General features: G+C 63.2%; 16 protein-coding genes and 1 pseudogene. 7 read left to right on the top strand and 10 right to left on the bottom strand.

Going from position 1 to position 21,054, the window contains the following annotated elements; translation table 11 throughout:
• Nucleotides 1-74: 74 nt before the first annotated feature.
• The 5 genes and pseudogenes from EJ068_RS00640 to EJ068_RS00625 all read right to left on the bottom strand — a co-directional run bounded on the left by EJ068_RS00640 (nt 75) and on the right by EJ068_RS00625 (nt 6,508).
• Nucleotides 75-725: a pyridoxamine 5'-phosphate oxidase family protein gene (locus tag EJ068_RS00640; protein WP_245463307.1), complete on the bottom strand. Its 651-nt coding sequence runs from the start codon at nt 723-725 to the stop codon at nt 75-77.
• A gap of 104 nt (nt 726-829) precedes the next feature.
• Nucleotides 830-1,202: pseudogene (locus EJ068_RS00635) on the bottom strand (VOC family protein).
• 439 nt (nt 1,203-1,641) lie between these two features.
• On the bottom strand, nt 1,642-2,265 hold the full coding sequence (locus tag EJ068_RS00630; protein WP_210212031.1) for an ImmA/IrrE family metallo-endopeptidase: 624 nt from the start codon (nt 2,263-2,265) through the stop codon (nt 1,642-1,644).
• A 4-nt stretch (nt 2,266-2,269) separates the two neighbouring features.
• Complete coding sequence (locus tag EJ068_RS32915) at nt 2,270-2,578, bottom strand: hypothetical protein (protein WP_210212030.1); 309 nt, start codon at nt 2,576-2,578, stop codon at nt 2,270-2,272.
• 138 nt (nt 2,579-2,716) lie between these two features.
• Nucleotides 2,717-6,508, bottom strand: coding sequence for a vitamin B12-dependent ribonucleotide reductase (locus EJ068_RS00625; RefSeq protein WP_127251307.1), 3,792 nt, complete (start codon nt 6,506-6,508; stop codon nt 2,717-2,719).
• Between the two features lie 710 nt (nt 6,509-7,218).
• On the opposite strand from EJ068_RS00625, the gene gltX reads away from it, so the two are divergent.
• Complete coding sequence (gene gltX / locus EJ068_RS00620; protein WP_127251306.1) at nt 7,219-8,592, top strand: glutamate--tRNA ligase; 1,374 nt, start codon at nt 7,219-7,221, stop codon at nt 8,590-8,592.
• On the opposite strand, the gene EJ068_RS00615 is transcribed toward gltX, so the two are convergent.
• From EJ068_RS00615 to EJ068_RS00600, 4 genes are all read right to left on the bottom strand, one after another.
• Entirely contained in the window at nt 8,510-9,730 is a 1,221-nt protein-coding gene (locus EJ068_RS00615; RefSeq protein ID WP_127251305.1) for a DUF2865 domain-containing protein, read from the bottom strand. The two genes, gltX and EJ068_RS00615, sit on opposite strands and share 83 nt — an antisense overlap.
• 49 nt (nt 9,731-9,779) lie before the next feature.
• The gene (locus EJ068_RS00610) at nt 9,780-10,190 is read right to left on the bottom strand and encodes an MAPEG family protein (protein WP_126082533.1); all 411 of its coding nucleotides are present in this window, start codon (nt 10,188-10,190) and stop codon (nt 9,780-9,782) included.
• A 120-nt stretch (nt 10,191-10,310) separates the two neighbouring features.
• The gene (locus tag EJ068_RS00605; RefSeq protein WP_127251304.1) at nt 10,311-12,635 is read right to left on the bottom strand and encodes an NADP-dependent malic enzyme; all 2,325 of its coding nucleotides are present in this window, start codon (nt 12,633-12,635) and stop codon (nt 10,311-10,313) included.
• Nucleotides 12,636-12,785: 150 nt separating this feature from the next.
• Nucleotides 12,786-13,565 carry an SDR family oxidoreductase gene (locus EJ068_RS00600; protein ID WP_127251303.1) on the bottom strand — a complete coding sequence of 260 codons (780 nt, stop codon included), beginning with the start codon at nt 13,563-13,565 and terminating at the stop codon, nt 12,786-12,788.
• Between the two features lie 123 nt (nt 13,566-13,688).
• Here EJ068_RS00600 and EJ068_RS00595 point away from each other — a divergent pair, with 123 nt between their 5' ends.
• Together EJ068_RS00595 and EJ068_RS00590 are read left to right on the top strand one after the other, a co-directional pair.
• Nucleotides 13,689-14,519, top strand: a complete 831-nt coding sequence (locus tag EJ068_RS00595) for a UDP-2,3-diacylglucosamine diphosphatase (protein WP_127251302.1) — start codon at nt 13,689-13,691, stop codon at nt 14,517-14,519.
• A gap of 210 nt (nt 14,520-14,729) precedes the next feature.
• A complete protein-coding gene (locus tag EJ068_RS00590; protein WP_127251301.1) occupies nt 14,730-15,944 on the top strand; it encodes an MFS transporter in 1,215 nt (404 codons plus the stop codon).
• Here the strand turns inward: EJ068_RS00590 and dgcA are convergent.
• Complete coding sequence (gene dgcA, locus EJ068_RS00585; RefSeq protein ID WP_127251300.1) at nt 15,915-16,898, bottom strand: N-acetyl-D-Glu racemase DgcA; 984 nt, start codon at nt 16,896-16,898, stop codon at nt 15,915-15,917. The two genes, EJ068_RS00590 and dgcA, sit on opposite strands and share 30 nt — an antisense overlap.
• Nucleotides 16,899-16,975: 77 nt before the next feature.
• Between dgcA and EJ068_RS00580 the strand changes: the two genes are divergently transcribed.
• Genes EJ068_RS00580 through EJ068_RS00565 form a run of 4 tightly spaced genes read left to right on the top strand, consistent with a single transcriptional unit; the run spans nt 16,976 to nt 21,047 of the window.
• Nucleotides 16,976-18,163 (top strand): ABC transporter permease, encoded by a 1,188-nt coding sequence (locus EJ068_RS00580; RefSeq protein ID WP_127251299.1) that lies wholly within the window; start codon nt 16,976-16,978, stop codon nt 18,161-18,163.
• 1 nt (nt 18,164) lies between these two features.
• The gene (locus EJ068_RS00575) at nt 18,165-18,977 is read left to right on the top strand and encodes an ABC transporter ATP-binding protein (protein WP_127251298.1); all 813 of its coding nucleotides are present in this window, start codon (nt 18,165-18,167) and stop codon (nt 18,975-18,977) included.
• Between the two features lie 14 nt (nt 18,978-18,991).
• Nucleotides 18,992-20,365, top strand: a complete 1,374-nt coding sequence (locus tag EJ068_RS00570) for an MlaD family protein (protein ID WP_127251297.1) — start codon at nt 18,992-18,994, stop codon at nt 20,363-20,365.
• 37 nt (nt 20,366-20,402) lie between these two features.
• Nucleotides 20,403-21,047 carry an ABC-type transport auxiliary lipoprotein family protein gene (locus EJ068_RS00565; RefSeq protein WP_127251296.1) on the top strand — a complete coding sequence of 215 codons (645 nt, stop codon included), beginning with the start codon at nt 20,403-20,405 and terminating at the stop codon, nt 21,045-21,047.
• Nucleotides 21,048-21,054 lie beyond the last annotated feature (7 nt).

The raw sequence follows: 21,054 nt of genomic DNA, 5'->3' as shown, positions 1-21,054 counted from the left end.
TCAGGAACGATGGGCTTTGCCTTGATCTGGATCATGCGATCGATCAATTGGATCGCCTGGCCGCCATGCCGCGCTCAGCAGGTGACCAGATCCGTGTGGCCAAAACCCTTCGAGTAGTCGAGCACGGAGATCACTGTCGGCATCACGCGGAAGATGCAGACCTGATCCGGCGTCGGCATCGGACCGGGCATCGAGGTTTGCGGCGGATACTTCATCGGCAGCATGCGCAGAACCTTCTCGGCCTCGGCGCGGTCTTCCACCGGCTGCGCCCGCGCCGCCATGGAAAGCCCGGTGATCTCCATCACCTGCGGCGCGTCGTGGTCTATGGTCAGCGACAGGCGATCGTCCCGCGCCAGATTTGCCGCCTTCTGGCTGTCCAGGCCGCAGAGGAAGTAAAGGGTGAGGCCATCATTGACGTAGCCCACAGTCGTCGCCTGCGGCCAGCCGTCCGGCCTCAGCGTTGCGACCGTCATGATCCGGTGCTGATCCAGCAGCGTCTGGATCTTGTCCTTGATCTGCGCGTCCATCTTCGCCTCCAAAGTCATTGCTGACGGCGCGATGGTAGGGATAGTGGAGAACGTTGCTTTGATGTACGTCAACGCATGAGCGGCGGCGCAACTCGCGCCTTCGTCATCCTCGGGCTTGACCCGAGGATCCATGCCGAAACGTGCGTGAAGCTCGCGGCGGGCGAGAATGTCCCTGCTGCCGAGCGCTTGATCCTGCACCTCTAGCTTGTCGTCTGCATCACGGCATGGATTCCAGGGTCTGCGCGCGTCGCTTCGCTCCTTGCTCCGCCCTGGAATGACGAAGTTGCGAAGGCGATCGGTCCTCACGCCTCGTTGATCATCGCCTCGATATTGTAGCCGTCCGGATCAAGCACGAAGCAGGCGTAGTAATGCTCCGCATAGTTCGGACGCGGCCCGGGGCGCGCCATTGTCCGCGGCGCCCGCTTCGAGCGCCGCGCGATGGAACGCATCGACCTCAGCCTTGCTCTTCGCCCGGAAGGCGACATGCAGATGGGTGAGTGGCGGCGTCTCGCCCGTGCTCTGGATCTCGAACAGGCAACCATTGCCGACATCGAAGGCCCAGAAGATGCCCTCTTTGCCGAAGGCGAGGCTGTAGCCCAAGGGTAAGAAAGCCCTCTCGTAGAAGAGCTTGCTCTTGGCGAGGTCGCTGACTTCGATGGTGATGTGATCGATCATTCTGTGTTCGGGAAAGGTTGTCGAGCGCCGATGATGGGCTGTTGCACGAACCTAGCAATCGAAGCGACATCGGGTGAGGATGCTCGACGAAGAACTGTCGAAACATTCCTCACCCTATACGCCATACCGGCTACTTTTTCCGAGACGGCTCATTTCTTGTATCACCGTATCCGGGTTTTGGTACCCGCTCTACGGTGGTGGTATTGGGCCGGCGTTCTGCCACTTTGACTGGCACAAATTGACCGGATTTGGAGTCTCTGCCGACGTCGAAGGTTTTACGCTCTTTGTTTGACATATCCACGTCCTCATACCTTTCATGTGCCGAAGCTACCTCGACTCCAAGGAAGACGTTCCCTTATAATGACCTTGCTACAGGAGAGGGAAATCAACCTCTTCGCCCCGCGTCGGCTCCGGCCTTTTCGCGGTATCCAAAGCCGGCTCATCGAGCCGGCTTTGGTATTCCAGTCATGTTGTGCAGATTCGAAATTGCTGCCCTAACTTGAGGCGGAATAGGACGTTGTTCGGAAAGTCCGAGGTTTTTCACGCGATTCTCGGCCGCGCTTCGGCTGACTGCGAAGAACGTCATAATTTCCGAAATTTCAAAGAAGTCCCGAACTAGCGCTTCTGGCATCAAAAACGCAGCGGCGAATGCGTTCGCCTGCCACTCTGCGCTCGCAAACTCCGGCAATTCTTTCATTTTGGAGTATCGGATTGGAGCCCGATCCAACGGAACCGCAGACTTGTGAAGAACCAAATGCCCCAACTCATGGGCCGCTGTCCACCTACCTCGTCCTTCAAAGTTCGCGGCGGATTGATAACTTGTTGCGGACAGCACTACGCAAGGCGGATCGAATTCCGTGTATCCTTCAGCTCCGTCCATTTGATAGTCATCTTTGACAACCAATGCGAAATCGCCAAATAGCCTTGGCATCTCGTTTTCAAGGACGCCGATCATATCGGGAGCTTGGCAGGTGGTTGGTATCCGCAATGCCTCGCGCCATGCCGCAGCAAGTATCTCAATTTCGGTGCGGCGTTTTGGAGGGACGCAGTAATCGTGGCTCATATTTTTAATCTCCTGGAAGATCCGCATCGAGTTTTCGTATCTCGTCAGGAGACATCTTATTGATCTTCCTGAACAATCTTCTCGCAAGCGCGGCTCTTTCTTTATTGACGGGTGTGAATCGAATGACATTCGCACGGGCGTCAGCCAGTGCCTGAAGGTGTTTTCTCGTCACTAGGTCCAGTTTCAGCCAATCTCCGAATTTTTCGACATAGCCTTCTGGAACCTGCTTTCCTCCTGTTTCAACGGCAGAGATAAACGACGGAGAACATTCGAACTCCCTTGCCTGATCGATCATCCGCAACTTTCGAGCCATTCTGATTCCTCGGCACGCGGACCCAAATGCCGTCAGAGTCTTTTCCGACATATTTTGCTTCCTTTCCTTTTTCACCTGCAGGTGAAACGCTCCCTCAAAAAAATACCCCTGCCGCGTTAGCGGCAGGGGGGCTAATCCTCAGCTGCACCCGCTCGTCGAACCACACGTATCGCACTTCTCGCAGGTGCCGTTTCGCACCATGGTGAAATTGTGGCACTCGGAGCATTCGTTGCCGGTGTAGCCCTGGAGCAGCGACTGCTGGCGGCGGGTCGCGGCGAGCTTCTTCGCCTCGGCCGCCTCGTTGGCGGCGGCGTCGGTGAAGAGAGCTTCGGCGCCGCCGGCGGCCTCGGCTTCTTCTTCCACCATGTCTTCGGCCAGTTCCCTGGCGCGCTCCTCATAGTCGCGCTTGTAGGCGAGCGCTTCGTCGCTGGCTGGCTTCAGCGCCAGCACGTTGGAACCGGCGAAGGCGGTCGGCGCGGCGCGGGCAGGGGTGATGGTAGCGGGAGAGGGACTTGAACCCCCGCCAAAGCAGCCCTTTGGCTCGCTGCCGATGCCCGAGACCAGCTTCACCGGCGAAGCGCCGCGATAGAGGCCCTTGGAGAAGGGCGTCGCCTTGCCTTCGGTGATGCCGCGGCCGAGCGCCGTCTTGTCGAAGTCCGACTGGTCGACATGGGCGAGGTCGTGGCGGCCGAGATAGGAGACGGCGAGCTCGCGGAACACGTAGTCGAGGATCGACGTCGCGTTCTTGATCGCGTCGTTGCCCTGCACCATGCCGGCCGGCTCGAACTTGGTGAAGGTGAAGGCCTCGACATATTCGTCGAGGGGCACGCCGTACTGCAGGCCGAGGGAGATAGCGATGGCGAAGTTGTTCATCATCGCACGGAAGGCAGCACCCTCCTTGTGCATGTCGATGAAGATCTCGCCGAGACGACCGTCATCGAATTCTCCGGTGCGGAGATACACCTTGTGGCCGCCGACGACGGCCTTCTGCGTATAACCCTTGCGGCGGTTCGGCAGTTTTTCGCGGTCGCGGTAGAGACGCTCGATGACGCGCTCGACGATCTTTTCCGTCACCTGCACGGCGCGCTGCGCGGCGGGTGCCGCGATCAGCTGCTCGACCGCCTCGTCCTCGTCCTCCTCGCCATCGGCGAGTAGCGAGGCGTTGAGCGGCTGCGACAGCTTCGAGCCGTCGCGATAGAGCGCGTTGGCCTTCAGCGCCAGCTTCCAGGACAGCATGTAAGCGTTCTTGGCGTCCTCGACCGTCGCCTCGTTCGGCATGTTGATGGTCTTGGAGATGGCGCCCGAGATGAAGGGCTGGGCCGCCGCCATCATCAGGATGTGGCTCTGGATCGACAGCGAGCGCTTGCCGATCTTGCCGCAGGGGCTGGCGCAGTCGAACACCGGCAGGTGCTGGTCTTTTAGAAATGGTGCTCCCTCAAGGGTCATCGCACCGCAGACATGGATATTGGCGGCGTCGATGTCCTTCTTCGAGAAGCCCAGCGCCGGCAGCATCTCGAAGGAGAAGTCGCCGAGTTGCTCGTCGGTGAAGCCGAGCGTCTCCTTCACCCAGTCGGCGCCGAGCGTCCACTGGTTGAACACGAACTTGATGTCGAAGGCCGACTTCAGCGCCGCGTTCAGCGCCGCGATCTTCTCGTCGGTGAAGCCCTTGGCCTTCAGTGTCGACGGGTTGATGCCCGGCGCCTGGTTGAGGTTGCCGTGGCCCACCGCATAGGCCTCGATCTCGGCGATCTGGCTCTCGGAATAGCCGAGCGTCCTCAGCGCTTCCGGCACGGCGCGGTTGATGATCTTGAAGTAGCCACCGCCAGCGAGCTTCTTGAACTTCACCAGGGCGAAGTCGGGCTCGATGCCTGTGGTGTCGCAGTCCATGACGAGGCCGATCGTGCCGGTCGGCGCGATCACGGTCGCCTGCGCGTTGCGGTAGCCGTGCTCCTCGCCGAGCTCGATGGCGCGGTCCCAGGCGGCGCGGGCATGCTCGGCCAAAGCCGGCTGCTTCAGGTCGGAGGCGACGAGAGGCACCGGGTTGACGGCCAGCTTCTCGTAACCGTCCTTGTCGCCATAGGCGGCGCGGCGGTGGTTGCGCATGACGCGCAGCATGTTCTGGGCGTTGCGGTCATAGTCCGGGAAGGCGCCGAGCTCGGAAGCCATCTCGGCCGAGGTCGAGTAGGCGACGCCGGTCATGATCGCGGTGAGCGCTGCGCAGATCGCGCGGCCCTCATCGGAGTCGTAGGGAATGCCGGAGGTCATCAGCAGGCCGCCGATATTGGCGTAGCCGAGGCCGAGCGTGCGGTAGTCGTAGGAGAGCTTGGCGATCTCCTTCGACGGGAACTGCGCCATCATCACCGAGATTTCGAGCACGACGGTCCACAGCCGAACGGTGTGCTCGTAAGCGGCGATGTCGATCGTGCCGTCTTCCTTGCGGTAGGGCAGGAGGTTGATCGAGGCGAGGTTGCAGGCCGTGTCGTCCAGGAACATGTATTCCGAGCACGGGTTGGAGGCCCGGATCGCACCGGCGGAAGCGCAGGTGTGCCAGTCGTTCATCGTCGTGTTGAAGTGCAGGCCCGGATCGGCCGACGCCCAGGCGGCGTAGCCGATCTTTTCCCAGAGATCGCGGGCCTTCAGCGTCTTCAGCACCTTGCCGTCCTTGCGCGCGGTAAGCTGCCAGTCGCCATCGGCCTCGACGGCGCGCAGGAAATTGTCCTTCAGCGACACCGAATTGTTGGAGTTCTGGCCGGAGACGGTGAGGTAGGCATCCGAATCCCAGTCGGTGTCGTAGGTGTTGAACGACATCGAGGTGTAGCCTTGCTTGGCGAACTGGATGACGCGGTAGATGTAGTTCTCCGGCACGGCGTCCTTCTTGGCCAGCTTGATCTCGCGCTTCAGCGCGGTGTTCAGCGCCGGGTCGAAGCAGTCGTCGCCATTGCCTTCGCAATTGACGCAGGCCTTCATGATGGCTTCGAGGTGCTTCTTGACGATCTTGGAGCCGGTCACCAGCGAGGCGACCTTCTGCTCTTCATTGACCTTCCAGTCGATGAACTGCTCGATGTCGGGATGGTCGGCGTCGACGATGACCATCTTGGCGGCGCGGCGCGTCGTGCCGCCCGACTTGATGGCGCCCGCCGCGCGGTCGCCGATCTTGAGGAAGCTCATCAGGCCGGAGGAGCGGCCGCCGCCGGAAAGCTTCTCGCCTTCGCCGCGCAGCATGGAGAAGTTCGAGCCGGTGCCGGAACCGTATTTGAACAGGCGCGCCTCGCGCACCCACAGGTCCATGATGCCGCCCTCGTTGACGAGGTCGTCCTGCACGCCCTGGATGAAGCAGGCATGCGGCTGCGGATGCTCGTAGGCCGACTTCGACTTGGTCAGCTTGCCGGTGAAGGGGTCGACATAGAAGTGTCCCTGGCTCGGGCCGTCGATGCCATAGGCCCAGTGCAGGCCAGTGTTGAACCATTGCGGCGAGTTCGGCGCGACGCGCTGAGTGGCGAGCATATAGGCGAGCTCGTCGCGGAAGGCGCGCGCGTCTTCCTCTGACTTGAAGTAGCCGCCCTTCCAGCCCCAATAGGTCCAGGTGCCGGAGAGACGGTCGAAGACCTGGCGGGCGTCGGTTTCCGAACCGTAGCGCTCGGCCTCGGGCAGCTTGGCGAGCTCGGCCTCGTCGGCGATCGAGCGCCACAGGAAGGAGGGAACGTCGTTCTCCTCGACCTTCTTCAGCCGCGCCGGCACGCCGGCCTTGCGGAAATATTTCTGGGCCAGGATGTCGGCCGCGATCTGGCTGAACTGCGCCGGCACATCGATGTTGTCGAGGCGGAACACCACCGAGCCGTCGGGATTCTTGATCTCCGACAGGGCCTTGCGGAATTCGATCTCCGCATAGGCAGACTGGTCTGGCTTGGTGAAGCGACGCTCGATGCGCATTGGTCCGGTCCCTTTGTGTCTATATATAGCGCCTTTCCCCGGGGATTTCTGCCCCACATGGCGAAAAGCGCAGTCCGCCGTTTGCCGGCATTGCGAGCAGCGCCGGCACTCTCCTCGTCGCAGGCGCCGGCATGCAGGCAGCAGAACGCTTTCCCAGGCATTTGCCCGGGCTGCAGGCCGACCCTTGCGGGTCCCTAAACTGAAACTTTTGTCGATTCCCTCCGTGGAGGGAGGTTCACATTATCTAGCGTCGAGCCTGCCTGCAAACACTAAATATAGTGTTAACAGATCATTTTTTCCAGGCCGACAATTCTCCCTTTCGCCCACCCAAACCCCAAAGATCCCAACGCTTCCGCCGGCCTCGTGAACGGGCGGAAATCCGGGCAAAACGCACAAAATCCGGGAAAAAAGACCGGCCTCTGAACTCTCCGGTCACGCCCGCAACAGGAGCGCATGGCCTATAAAAAGCGACTCGTTCCGACCCGTCAAGGATTCGTTTTTGTAGCTTTTGTGACCCCAACATCTTGTGTGTCACATATGTGGATAACGGGGACATGCGAAGCCCAAGTCCCCGGGCACTTGACGAGGTTTTATCAGGCTGCCGCGAAGCGTTGGGGCCAGCGGCTTTTCATTTTAGCTGGCTTGCACTATCTGTTGCGTTCGCGGGGGCGCGCCTTGTCAACGCCAAAAGCATCCGCTACGCCCCGCTCATGACAGTCACCGTCCGTTTCGCCCCATCGCCGACCGGCCGCATCCATATAGGCAATGCGCGCACCGCGCTGTTCAACTGGCTTTTCGCCATGAACAACAAGGGCCGTTTCATCCAGCGCTTCGACGACACCGACATTGCCCGCTCGAAGCAGGAATATGCCGATTCCATCCTTTACGACCTGCACTGGCTGGGCATCTTCCCGGATGTCACCGAGTACCAGTCGCGCCGCTTCGATATCTACGACGCGGCGGTCGAGCGGCTGAAGGCGGCGCGGGTGCTCTATGCCTGCTACGAAACGCCGGAAGAGCTCGATCTGCGCCGCAAGGTGCGCCGCACGCGCGGCCTGCCGCCGGTCTATGGCCGCGAGGCGCTGACGCTGACGCCGGAGCAGGTGGCGGAATATCAGTCTGACGGACGCAAGCCCCATTGGCGCTTTCTTTTGCCCAATTTCACCAGCGATCCGCTGCAGCCGGAGCGCACGGACGTGCATTGGAACGATCTGGTGCGCGGCGAGGAGACGGTCGATCTCGCATCGCTGTCGGACCCCGTCCTGGTGCGCGAGGACGGCACCTATCTCTACACCCTGCCTTCGGTGGTCGACGATATCGAGATGGGCGTCAGCCACGTCATTCGCGGCGACGACCATGTCACCAACACAGGCGTGCAGATCGCCATCTTCAAGGCGCTCGGCGCCGAGCCGCCGGTCTTCGGCCACCACAACCTGCTCACCACGACCACGGGCGAGGGGCTGTCGAAGCGGACCGGCGCGCTGTCGATCGAGAGCCTGCGCCAGGACGGGATCGAGCCGATGGCGGTCGCGTCGCTGGCCGTGCTCGTCGGCACGTCGGAGAATGTCACGGCGGCGCATGATCTCAACGAGCTTGCCGGCCATTTCGACCCGGCGGCGACGTCCAAATCCGCTTCCAAGTTCGATCCGGACGAGCTCCTCGTGCTCAACCGCGCGCTGATGCATCACATGTCGTTCGAGGACGCTCGCGACCGGCTGATGGTGCTGGGCATTTCCGGCGACAAGGCCGAGGCGTTCTGGCTGGCGGCGCGCGGCAATCTCGACCGCCTGTCGGACGCGGTCGCCTGGTGGCGAATCCTGAGCGAAGGCCCGCAGGAGCCGGCCGAGTTTTCCGGCGAGGACCGCGATTTCCTCAATCAGGCGTTCGACGTGTTGCCAGAGGAGCCGTGGAACGGAACGGTCTGGAAGGACTGGACCGGCAAGATCAAGGAAGCGACCGGGCGCAAGGGCAAGCCGCTGTTCATGCCGCTGAGACTGGCGCTCACCGGGCGGTCTTCGGGGCCGGAGCTTTCAGATCTATTGCCGCTGATGGGTCGGGAAGGAACGCTGGCCCGACGACCCTGACCTTGCGCTGATCCGGCGGCAGCATCGAGACCGGCGATACCGGCACCTTGGTGGTCAGCCGCTTGATCGCGTCCTGGTCGAGCCCGCCTTCGGCATTGGCGAGCGTTTCGGGATCGGCGCCCGGATCGGGTTTCACCGCCGGCATGGGAATGAAGGGCGCCATCCCACCATCCGGCTGCGATTGTTCGGGGTTGGGCGGATTGCCGCCGATGATCGTAAAATTGCCGGCCTGCGCGTTGCATCCGCAAGTGGGCCGCGAATAATTGGCCTGCTTGTAGAGATAGGCGGTCGGCAGCGAGCTGTAGGGTTGGCCGGTGACCGAGGAGGTCATCGATCCCGAATCGTCGTCCATCCCACGCGAATAGAAGACCTGCATCTCGGTGCCGGGGCAGCTCGATTCGCAATTCTTCTGGTCGCGTTCGAAATCGCCGACGGAGGCGGCGTTGGACATCGGGTAGAAATAGCCGTCGCAGGTGCGCACGCACATGGTGCGGAACTCGCCGCCCAAGCGCGGCAGGTCCATGCCGTCCGGCTGGTTGATGACGCGGCGGATGTTGCGCACGCTCGGATCATCAAGCGGCACGTCCGCCGTGTCCGGCATGTCAGGAGCGTCGGGCGTTTCGAGCTGCTCGTCCTGGCGGCCGAAAAGCTGCTCGAACAGATTGCCGCCGCCATTGTCGCGGGAAGCCTCCTGAAGCGGCGCGCGTTGCGGCGCGATCTCGTCGTCGCGGCAGTTGTTGGCATCGAGCGCCGCCAGGATACGACTGCGGTCGCGCCGCGTGCCACCGGCGGCAAGCCGCTCGCGCTTGGCCTGCAAAGTGTCGAGATTGGCGTTCATGCGCTCTATCGAGGCGTTGATCGCCGCGCACTGGCTGACATTGCGCGAAAACAGCGTGAAGCCGCAACCGGCATCGCTTGCCCGGCCGCGGGCCCTGGCAAGCTGCTCGCGCTGGCGCGCGATGGCGTCATCATATTTGCGGACGAGGCCCGGTCCGCCGCCGCCCCCGCGCGCTGCGGCGAGTTCGGCTTCAAGCTGACGGCACGTGCGGGAAGCTGCCTGCGGCTCGGTCACGGCAACGGCCGACGCGGCGAACGCCGAAAGCAGCGCCGCGAGATGCGTCAGCTTCAACCCTTTCATCCGCCTGACACCCCGATTGTCCGTAGCCGGAAGGCTAGCGTGCTCGTGGTTAACTGTTTCCTAGCAGGGGCCACACCGAAGCTGACAGAAGCATGGCGATTCCAACAAACGCGACGTTCCAGACGAGCGAGCGAAGCAGGGGAACACCGAATGCGTAGAGCGGAAGATAGACCAGTCTGGCCGAAAAATAGAGTCCGGCTCCCCACTCGCTGAGCGAAGTCTCACGGCCGGCCGCGTGGACAAGAAAAACCGCCGCCACGAATACTGGAAATGTCTCGACGAAGTTCCGCAGCGCCTTTTCCAGCCGTCCCGCCATCCCGGTGAGCGGAGGGACTTCGGCGTCTCGGGCGCTGGCCGTCCAGCGGTAACCCCGCTGAAAGCTCGCCGAATGCGAGGCGAGAACTATGTGAATGAAACAGAGCACACAACTTGCGGCCAGCATGGTCAGTTCGAATCTCATTCAACCCTCGCACTTGCCATTCGTCTTTCGCGCTTGAATACCCAAACGCGACGGTGAGGCCGCGATGGGCATCACCAACTTACAACGATGCGCCATCGGCATTTAAGGTCAGAGTCGTCCTTAATTCAGGTCGACCAGCGCCTGCGCCTGGTGCGCCGCTTCGACAACGGCCAGCGCGGTCATGTTGACCACGCCGCGCGAGGTCACCGACGGCGTCAATATATGCGCGGGCTTGTCGGTGCCGAGCAGGATCGGCCCGACATGCAGCGCATCCATCATGGCGCCCAGCGCCGTCAGCGTGATGTTGGCCGAATCGAGGTTCGGGAAGACCAGCAGATTGGCCTCGCCCTTCAGCCTGGAATGCGGATAGACGCGCTGGCGCAGATGTTCCGAAAGCGCCGTATCGGCATGCATCTCGCCATCGCATTCAAGGTCGGGCGCGATGCGCGCCAGGATCGCCGCGGCTTGCCGCATCTTGAATGCGCTCGGCGCGTCGCGCGAACCGAAATCCGAGAAGGAGAGCAGGGCGGCCTTGGGTTCCATGCCGAAACGCCTGATTTCCTCGGCCGCCAGAACGGTCATCTCCGCGATCTCCTCGGCTGTGGGATCGATGGAGACGTAAGTGTCTGTGAGAAAGATGATGCCCCGCTGCGAAATCAGCATGGAGAGCGCCGACAGATCGCGGTCCTTGACGCCGGCGCGCGGCCCGATGATCAGCGAGACGTTGCGCAAGTGCCGCTCGAAACGACCTTCGAGCCCGCAGATCATGGCATCCGCATCGCCACGCTTCAGCGCGAGCGCCGCGATAACCGTATTGTTGGTGCGCACCATGGTGCGAGCGGCTTCCGTCGTCACCCCGCGCCGGCCGGCGAGTTCGATCAAAAGATCGACATAATGGCGGTAGCGCGGATCGTCTTCCGGATTGATCAACGCGAAATCAACGCCCGGCCGGATGCGCAGGCCGTAACGCTTCAGGCGCACCTCCACCACATGCGGGCGGCCGATCAAAGTCGGTTCGGCGATGCCTTCCTCCAGCACCACCTGGGCGGCGCGCAGCACGCGCTCGTCCTCGCCGTCGGCGTAGATGACGCGCTTGGAGCTTGAAGCCTTGGCGGAGGAAAACACCGGCTTCATCACCAGGCCGGAGCGGAAGACGAAGCGGTTGAGCTTGTCGATATAGGCGGCGAAGTCGGCGATCGGCCGCGTCGCGACGCCGGTGTCGCAGGCAGCCTTCGCCACCGCCGGCGCGATGCGCAGGATAAGGCGCGGATCGAAGGGCGAAGGGATCAGGAAATCGGGGCCGAACATCGGCGTCTCGCCAGAATAGGCGCGGGCGGCGACGTCCGAAGGCTCCTCGCGGGCAAGGGCGGCGATCGCCCGCACCGCCGCCATCTTCATCTCCTCGTTGATGGCGCTGGCGCCGCAATCGAGCGCGCCCCGGAAGATGTAAGGAAAGCAGAGCACGTTGTTGACTTGGTTGGGAAAATCGGACCGCCCGGTGCAGATCATGGCGTCCGGCCGGGCGGCCCGCGCCAGCTCCGGCATGATCTCGGGATTGGGGTTGGCCAAAGCCAGGATGAGCGGTTTCGGCGCCATATGCTGCAGGAGCTCCGGCTTCAACACGCCGGCGGCGGAGAGGCCGAGAAAGACGTCGGCGCCGGAAATGACATCGGCCAGCGTGCGCGCCTCAGTGTCCTTCACATAAGGGTCCTTCCAGCGATCCATCTCCTCGACGCGGCCCTTGTAGGCGACTCCGAAACGGTCGGTGACCCAGATGTTTTCCACCTGGGCGCCGAGCGAGACCAGAAGGTTGAGGCAGGCAAGTGCTGCGGCGCCCGCGCCGGAAGTGACGATCTTGATGTCGGAAATCGCCTTGCCGGCCAGTTCCAGCCCGTTGAGCACCGCGGCGGCGACGATGATCGCCGTGCCGTGCTGGTCGTCATGGAAAACCGGGATGCCCATGCGGGCCTTCAGCCGCTCCTCGACCTCGAAACATTCCGGCGCCTTGATGTCCTCCAGGTTGATGCCGCCGAAGGTCGGCTCGAGCGCCGCCACGGTCTCCACCATGCGCTCGATCTCCGGCGCGTCGATCTCGATGTCGAAGACGTCGATGCCTGCGAATTTCTTGAACAGCACCGCCTTGCCTTCCATCACCGGCTTGGAGGCGAGCGGGCCGATATTGCCGAGCCCAAGCACGGCGGAGCCGTTGGAGACGACGCCGACAAGATTGGCGCGGGCGGTGTAGTCGGCGGCGGTGGCGGGGTCGTCGCGGATCTCGAGGCAGGGCGCGGCCACGCCCGGCGAATAGGCTAGCGCCAGGTCGCGCTGGTTGCCGAGCGGCTTCGTCGCCTGGATCTCGAGCTTTCCCGGCTTCGGGTGCTTGTGGAAGAACAGGGCTGCCTCGTCGAGGTCCGACCGGGCCGGTTTCTTGTTCTCGCCGTCCATTGCGGCCCCTCCCTGCTATACTGGTTTGGAGCCTTTTAGCACGCGCCCGCGATTTTTCGCGACCGCAAATCGCGGGCTCCGGCTTCACAATGCCGGAGCGGAAATAATCTACCGATTCCAGCTGGTTGGCGGGAGAGCTTCAGGCGATGCTCAGAAGGCGCTTACGTAGAGGCCGCCGTCGACCGGGATGTTCTGGCCGGTTAGGTAGCCGGCATGGACCGAACAGAGGAAGGCGCAGATCTGCCCGAATTCCTCAGGCGTGCCGAGACGTTTCGCCGGCACGTCGGCGCTGATGCGGGCCTTGCGCGCGGCTGCCGCGGCCGGGTCTTCCTGAGTGCCTGCTTCATGTGGGCCGCGCAACCGGTCGGTGTCTAGTTTCCCGGGCAGCAGGCTGTTGATGGTGACGTTGCGATCGATCACTGTGCGCGCCACGCCGGCCAGGAACGAGGTCAGGCCGGCGCGGGCGCCGGAAGACAGGTCGAGGCCGGGGATCGGCACATAGACCGACAGCGAGGTGATGTTGACGATGCGGCCGAAGCCGCGCTTGGCCATGCCGTCGATCACCGCCTGGATGAGCTCGATGGGCGTCACCATGTTCTGCGTAACGCCCTCGAGGATCTTGGCGCGGTCGAGCTCGCGGAAATCGCGGAGCGGCGGGCCGCCATTGTTGTTGACCAGGATGTCCGGATCGGGGCAGGCGGCAAGAATCGCCTTCTGGACCTCGGGTTTCGACACGTCGCCGGCCACTTCGATTACCTTGACGCCGAATTTTTCGCGAAGCTCGGCGGCGGTCTTGGCCAGAAGCTCGGCGTTGCGACCGTTGACGACGAGGTCGACGCCGGCTTCGGCCAACGCCATGGCGCAACCTTTTCCAAGTCCCTTGCTCGAGGCGCACACGATGGCCTTTTTGCCGCGAATGCCGAGATCCATGGTGATTTTCTCCTGGTGCTTTGGTCGCGCCAAGCTAGCGCCTGGGCTGGATCAACCGCAACCGTCATACGATTGTTGCATGAATCGGGGCATAGGCACGCGAAAGCAAAGGGTAAAATCGCGATGTCAGCCCCAGAGCCCCGCACTTTCCGCGCCCTGTTCATTTCAGACGTGCATCTCGGCTCGAAAGCGGCCAAGGCCGATTTCCTGATCGACTTCCTGCGCTATCACGATGCCGAGATCATCTATCTGGTCGGCGATATCGTCGACGGCTGGCGACTGCGCCGCAGCTGGCACTGGCCGCAGAGCCACAATGACGTCGTGCAGAAGCTGCTGCGCAAGGCGCGCAAGGGCGCCTCGATCACCTATATCGCCGGCAATCACGACGAATTCGCCCGCCAGTTCCAGGGCGTGCATTTCGGCGGCATCGTCGTCGCCGACCGCGCCATCCACGAAACCGCCGACGGCCGGCGCCTGCTGGTCATCCATGGCGACCAGTTCGACACGGTGGTGCACAACCAGCGCTGGCTCGCTTATCTCGGCGACTATGCCTATGACACGGCGATGCTGATCAACCGCGTGGTGACGAAGCTGCGCCATCTGCTCGGCCTGCCTTACTGGTCGTTCTCGTCATGGGCCAAGGTCAAGGTGAAGAAGGCGGTGAATTTCATCGGCTCGTTCCAGACCGTGCTTTCCGAGGAAGCGCGGCGCTCGCATGTCGACGGCGTGATCTGCGGCCACATCCATCACGCCGCGATCGAAAGCTATGGCGACGTACAGTACATCAACACCGGCGACTGGGTGGAAAGCTGCACGGCGGCGGTCGAGCACTTCGACGGCCGCCTGGAGATCCTGACCTGGGCGCATGTGCTGCCGGAATCTTCAACTGGGAAGGATGTGTTGGTTCCGGTCGACATTATCGACCTCAAGGGCAGGGCGGCGCGAGCGGCCTGAACGCGCCTGCCGATCAGAGATCGGCCGCGGTTGGAGCCTCTTTGCGCGCGTTGTTCATTGAAGCCGAAGCGCGGCATATCCCGTGCCGGACGCGGTCTTCAACAGCTTTGCCCTTGATCGATTAGTCCAGGCAGTTCCGCCCTGCCTTGCCGCATGTTAGGGATCGAAACGCGTTGCAGGCCGTCGATTGCAGCGTAATTGGATCGATTCATGTCGCTGCCGCCGCTCTCGCCCGAACAACGCATCAAGCCCAGCCATTTCGAACTGCGCATCAGCCTGATCTTCGCCACCTTGTTCGTGTCACAGGGCACGCATCTGCCTTATTTTCCGCTCTGGCTGCAGGCGAAGGGGTTTCATGCCGAGCAGATCGCCGTCATCCTGGCGGCGCCGATGTTCCTGCGCGTGGTGACGACGCCGATGCTGACGGCGCTTGCCGACCGGGGGAAGGACCGCGCCAATGTCTATATCGCGCTGGTCGCGGCCTCGATGGTTGTCTCGGCCGGCTATTTCCTGCCGGCCGCCTACGCGATCGTGCTTGCCGTGTCGCTGCTGCTCACCATCGTCTGGACGCCGCACTCACCGATGGCCGATTCGCTGGCACTGTCGGGCGTGCGCCGCTTCGGCTCGAATTACACGACGATGCGCAAATGGGGTTCGATCGCCTATCTGTGCGCCAATATCGCGGGTGGATTCATCCTGGCGGCCACCGGCCCGCAGGCGGTTCCGGTGATCATCTTTGTGGCGCTCGGCGCGGCCCTGGTGGCGGCGTTGGCGGCACCGCGCATGGGGCGGCCGCGCAAGGCCTCGCCGCTGTCGGCCACCGAGATCCAGCATAAGGCCCCCAGCCTGTTCAACGCCTATTTCCTCTATTTCACGCTCGGTGTCGGCGTCATCACCGCCAGCCACGCCTTCCTCTACGGCTTCGTTTCGATCTACTGGAAGTCGATCGGCATCGGCGATTCCGTCGTCGGCCTGCTATGGGCCTGGGGCGTGGTCTCCGAGGTCGGCATGTTCCTGTTTTTCAACCGCATTTTTTCGTCGGTCTCGGTGGTCAAGGTAATGGTGATCGCCGGCATCGGCTCGATCGTGCGCTGGATCGCCTTTCCGCTCGTCTGGCCGCTCGGGCTTGGCGTCGGCGGCTTCTTCCTGGTCCAGTCGCTGCACTCGGTCTCGGTCGCGATGGTGTTGATCGGGCTGCAGAAGATGATCGGCGAGACGGTTTCCGAAGAGCGCACGGGCGCGGCGCAGGGCATTGCCTATTTCTTCAACGGCTTCTTCATGGCGGCGGTGACGCTTGCTTCCGGCCCGCTTTACGACCGCTTGGGCGTCGATGGTTTCTGGGCGATGATCCCGATCGCGGTCATCGGCATGGCGCTGATCGGTCTCGCCGCGCGCTCAGCCCCAAAGCTCCCTGTTGGGGGGTGAAACCAGCGATCCCTGGTAGACGAGGCCGGGCTCGCGATCGCGTGCGAGAAGCAGCGGGCCATCGAGGTCGACGAAGTCGGCATCCTGCGCCAGGAGCACCGCCGGCGCCATGGCGAGCGAGGTGCCGACCATGCAGCCCACCATGATGCCGAAGCCGAGATCGCGGGCTCGGTCGCGCAATCTCAATGCCTCCGTCAGGCCGCCGGATTTGTCGAGCTTAATGTTGACGGCGTCGTAGAGACCGACCAGCGCGTCGAGGTCCTTTGCCGCATGCACGCTTTCGTCGGCGCAGATCGGCACCGGATGCGCGATCCGGCGCAGGATGTCGTCCTTGTCCGCCGGCAGCGGCTGCTCGATGAGCGTGATGCCGTGCTGAGCGGCGAAGGCCAGGTTCGCCTCGACATTTTGGTCCGTCCAGCCCTCATTGGCATCGAGGATGATGCGGCTTTCGGGGGCGGCCTCCGTCACCGCGCGAATCCGCGCCATGTCGTTGTCGCCGCCGATCTTGACCTTGAGCAAAGGCCGCGCGGCATTGGCGCGCGCCTGCGCGGCCATGGCTTCCGGTTCGGCAAGCGACAGCGTGTAGGCGGTTTCCAGCGGCTTGGGCGGAAGGACGCCGATCGCTGCCGCCACGGGCTTGCCGGTCAGCTTGGCTTCCAGATCCCACAGCGCGCAATCTATGGCGTTTCGCGCGGCGCCCGCGGGCATGGCAGCGAGCAGTGCGGTCCGGTCGATGCCGCCAGCGATCTGGTCGCGGATGACCTCGATGGCGGCATATACGCCCTCCATGGTCTCGCCGTAGCGCTTGTAAGGCACGCACTCGCCGCGCCCGGAACGTCCCCCGTCAGCGATCGTTACGGTGATGACTTCGGCCTCGGTTTTGGATCCGCGTGAGATGGTGAAGGTGCCGGCGATCGGGAATCGCTCCATTTCGACCGAAATGACACGCGCCATAATTTTCTTCTCCGGCTGTGCGACACCAGTCTGCCGGCAAATCGACACGCCAGTCCCGTCACGCTAAACAGGACGCCATGTTGACCATCCGCAAACGCGACGCAAGCGGCGAGGCCGCCGAGAACGGCGAGCATCGACCGCGCGTCACCGTGGGCGAAGAGGGCGGGGTGCTGGGCTGCGCGTTTTCCGGCGTGTGGACGACGCGCACCGTGGCGGCGGTCGATGCGGACATGCGCAAGATCGAGCAGAGAAGCGGCGCGAAACAGCTGATGCTCGATCTTTCCCACATCGAAAAGATCGACACGGCCGGGGCCTGGCTGATCGACCGGCTGGCCAGCGCCTTCGAGAAGAAAGGCGTCGAGGTCCATTTGCAGGGGCAAAGCGAGGTCGCCTCGATCCTGCTCGGCGCCGTCGGCGACGCGGTCCGCCGCGAGCCCGAATCGGGCCCGTCCGGGCCGCCCAACATCATCCTGCGCGCTCTGGAGCTGGTTGGCCGGCGGGTCTACGAGATGCGCGACGATTTCTTCGCCTCGATGAATATCCTCGGCGCCACGATCCGTGGCGCGCAGATGAAGCTCGGGCGCGGTCACGCAGTCAATCCGGCCGCGATCTTCAACCAGATCGATCGCATGGGCGTCGGCGCGATCCCGGTGGTGGTGCTGATGTCGGCCATCGTCGGCGCCATCGTCGCCCAGCAGGGCGCCTATCAGCTCAGCTATTTCGGCGCCAATATCTTCGTCGTCGACCTCGTCGGCGTGCTGATCCTGCGCGAGCTCGGCGTGCTGATGACGGCGATCATGCTCGCGGGACGTTCGGGCAGCGCCATCACCGCCGAGATCGGCTCGATGAAAATGCGCGAGGAGGTCGATGCGCTCAAGGTGATCGGCCTCAATCCGATCGGTGTGCTGGTGTTTCCCCGGCTCGTCGCGCTGGTGATCGGGCTGCCATGCCTCACCATCATCGCCAATTTCGCGGCGCTCGGCGGCGGCATCGTCGCCGCCTGGCTCTATTCCGATATCCCGCCGGCCGCGTTCATCGACAGGCTGCGCGTCGCCATCGATCTGAGCACCATCTTCGCCGGCCTGATCAAGGCGCCGTTCATGGCCCTGACCATCGGGATCATTGCGTCTGTCGAGGGCATGAAAGTCGGCGGCAGCGCCGAATCGCTCGGCCTGCACGTCACCGCTTCGGTGGTGAAGTCGATCTTCATCGTCATCATCCTCGACGGGCTTTTCGCCATGTTCTACGCAGCGATCGGCTTCTGAGATGGCGAACGGCAACGGCACCACGGCAGCGGAGCACACAAACGATGGCGAGATCGTGCTTTCGGTTCGCGACGTCACCGTCGCGATCGGCGACAAGCTGATCCTCGACAAGCTTTCGCTCGACATCAAGCGCGGGGAGATCCTCGGCTTTGTCGGCGCCTCCGGCGCCGGCAAATCGGTGCTGCTGCGCACCATACTGGGGCTGATGCCGAAGCAGTCGGGGACGATCAGCCTGTTCGGCGTCGATGTCGACAAGGCAAGCGACGCCGATCGCCTGCGCATCGATATGCGGCTTGGGGTCCTCTTCCAGCATGGGGCGCTGTTTTCGGCGCTGACGGTGCTGGAGAACGTGCAGGTGCCGATGCGCGAATATCTCGACCTGCCCAAGGCGCTGATGGATGAGCTCGCCATGCTCAAGATCGAGCTGGTCGGGCTGCCGACCGACGCCGCGCAGAAATTCCCGTCCGAACTTTCCGGCGGCATGATCAAGCGCGCGGCGCTGGCGCGTGCGCTTGCGCTCGATCCCGACATCGTCTTTCTGGACGAACCGACCTCCGGGCTCGATCCGATCAGCGCAGCCGAGTTCGACGAACTGGTCGTCAAGCTGCGCGACACGATGGATCTCACCGTCTACATGGTCACGCACGACCTCGACACGCTGTTCACCGCTTGCGACCACGTCGCGGTGCTCGGCAAGAAGCGGGTTCTGGTGGAAGGCACGATCGACGACATGCTGAAGAGCGATGAGCCGTGGGTGAAATCCTATTTCCGCGGAAAACGCGCCCGGCAACTTGATCTTGCGGCGCGCGCATAGCGATAAGTGGGGCGATGGAAACAAGAGCCAACTACGTCATCGTCGGCATCTTCACGCTGGGCGCGATCCTGGCGGCCTTCGCCTTCGTCTATTGGACGGCCGCCATCGGCGACAGGGGCGAAACGGCGATGCTGCGCGTGCGCATCCCAGGCTCGGCCTCCGGCCTCAGCCGCGGCAGCCTGGTGCTGTTCAACGGCGTCAGGGTGGGCGATGTGAAAAACGTCTATATCGATGGCGACGATCCGACCGTCGCCATTGCCGACGCCGAAATCGCCCGCTGGACACCGATCACCAAGTCGACGCAGGCCGACATCGGACTGACCGGCCTCAGCGGCCAGGCCAATATCGAGCTCAAGGGCGCCGACCCCAAGGAAGCCAGGCTGCTCGACGAGGCGGAGAAGGAAGGCAGGGTCGCCGAGATCGTCGCCAACCCGTCCGCGGTCACCAACCTTTTGCAGACGGCGCAGAACATCTTTACCCGCGCCGACAAGGTGCTTAGCGAGCTCGAAGGCTTCACCAAGGACGTTCGCGAGCCGCTGACGCAGACGATCAAGAACGTCCAGACCTTCTCGGACGCGCTGGCCAAGAATTCCGACGGCATCGACAAGTTCCTGTCGGCGGTGAGTTCGCTTTCGGATCAGCTGAAGAATGTCTCCGGTCGGCTCGACAGCACGCTGAAGGCCGCCGAAGGCCTGCTCAATTCCGTCGACAAGGACCAGATCAAGAGCATCGTGGCCAATGTCGACACGGTGACAGCAAATCTGAAGGAGACTTCGAAGCAGTTCGATACGGTCATCGGCAACGTCAACACGGCGGTCGGCTCGATCAACGATTTCGCCAAGCAGACGCAAGGGACACTGGCCAAGGTCAACGGCGTGCTCGACGGCATCGATCCGGCCGACGTCAAGGAGGCTTTGGCCAACATCCAGAAAGCCAGCGCCAGCGCCGACAAGGCGGCCTCGGACATCGCCAAGGTCACCGACAAGATCGCCAACCGTTCCGACGACATCAATGACACGATCAAGAATGCCCGCCAGCTTGCGCAGCGCCTCAACGACGCCTCGGTGCGCGTCGACGGCATCCTGGCCAAGGTCGACAAGCTCCTCGGTTCCGGCGAGGCCGACGGCGTGATGGCCGATGCGAGGGCGACGCTCAAATCCTTCAAGCAGGTGGCCGACACGCTGAACTCCCGCCTCGGCACCATCGTCGACAACCTGTCACGCTTCTCCGGCCAGGGGCTGCAGAACGTCGAGGCGCTGGTGCAGGACAGCCGCCGCTCGATCAATCGCATCGAGGAAGCGGTGACCGATCTCAGCCGCAACCCGCAGCGCATCCTGTCCGGCGGCGAGGGCGAGGTCCGGCAGTTCGACGGAAGGGCAAGGCGTTGACTTCGGCCGCCGCGACCGCCAAGAAAATGAACCGCGAATGCGGGTTGATCGGGGACAACGGGGATCGCGCGTGAAGTCGGTCAGGGTGGTAGCGGGTAGTTTGAGATCGTCCGCGGCGGCATTGCTGGTGCTTACGCTTGCCGGCTGTGCGGTCCTGGGCGGCAAGCCGGCGCCGCTCGACACGTTCGAACTGTCCGCGCCGTCGGTCGACGTGCATGCGCACAGCCGCCGCCAGATCCTGATCGCCCAGCCCTCGGCGCTCAAGGCGCTGGACAGCCAGAACATCGTCATCAGGCCTTCGGACCGCTCGATCCAGTTCCTGAAAGGCGCGCAATGGGCGGACCGGCTGCCGCTGATCGTGCAGGCGAGGCTGGCCGAGACCTTCCAGCGCTCCGGCAGCTTTGCCGGCGTCGGCAAGCCGGGCGAAGGGCTGGCCATCGACTACCAGATCATCGCCGAGGTGCGCTCCTTCGAGGTGCGGGTCAATGGCGGCGAGCATGCCGACGTCGACCTGTTCGTGCGCATCCTGAACGACCGCAACGGAGAGGTGCGCGCCTCGAAGGACTTCACCGCGAGCGCGCCGGTTTCCGGCAGCGGCAATGCGGCTTACGTCCGCGCGCTGGACAATGCCTTCGGCCAGGCGGCGACCGACATCGTCCGCTGGGCCGATTCGACGATTTGAGCGAGGC

The sequence above is a fragment of the Mesorhizobium sp. M2A.F.Ca.ET.043.02.1.1 genome (assembly GCF_003952405.1).
Taxonomy (GTDB): domain Bacteria; phylum Pseudomonadota; class Alphaproteobacteria; order Rhizobiales; family Rhizobiaceae; genus Mesorhizobium.
Note: the sequence above shows the minus strand (reverse complement) of the source record. Positions and strands in the feature narration are given on the sequence as shown.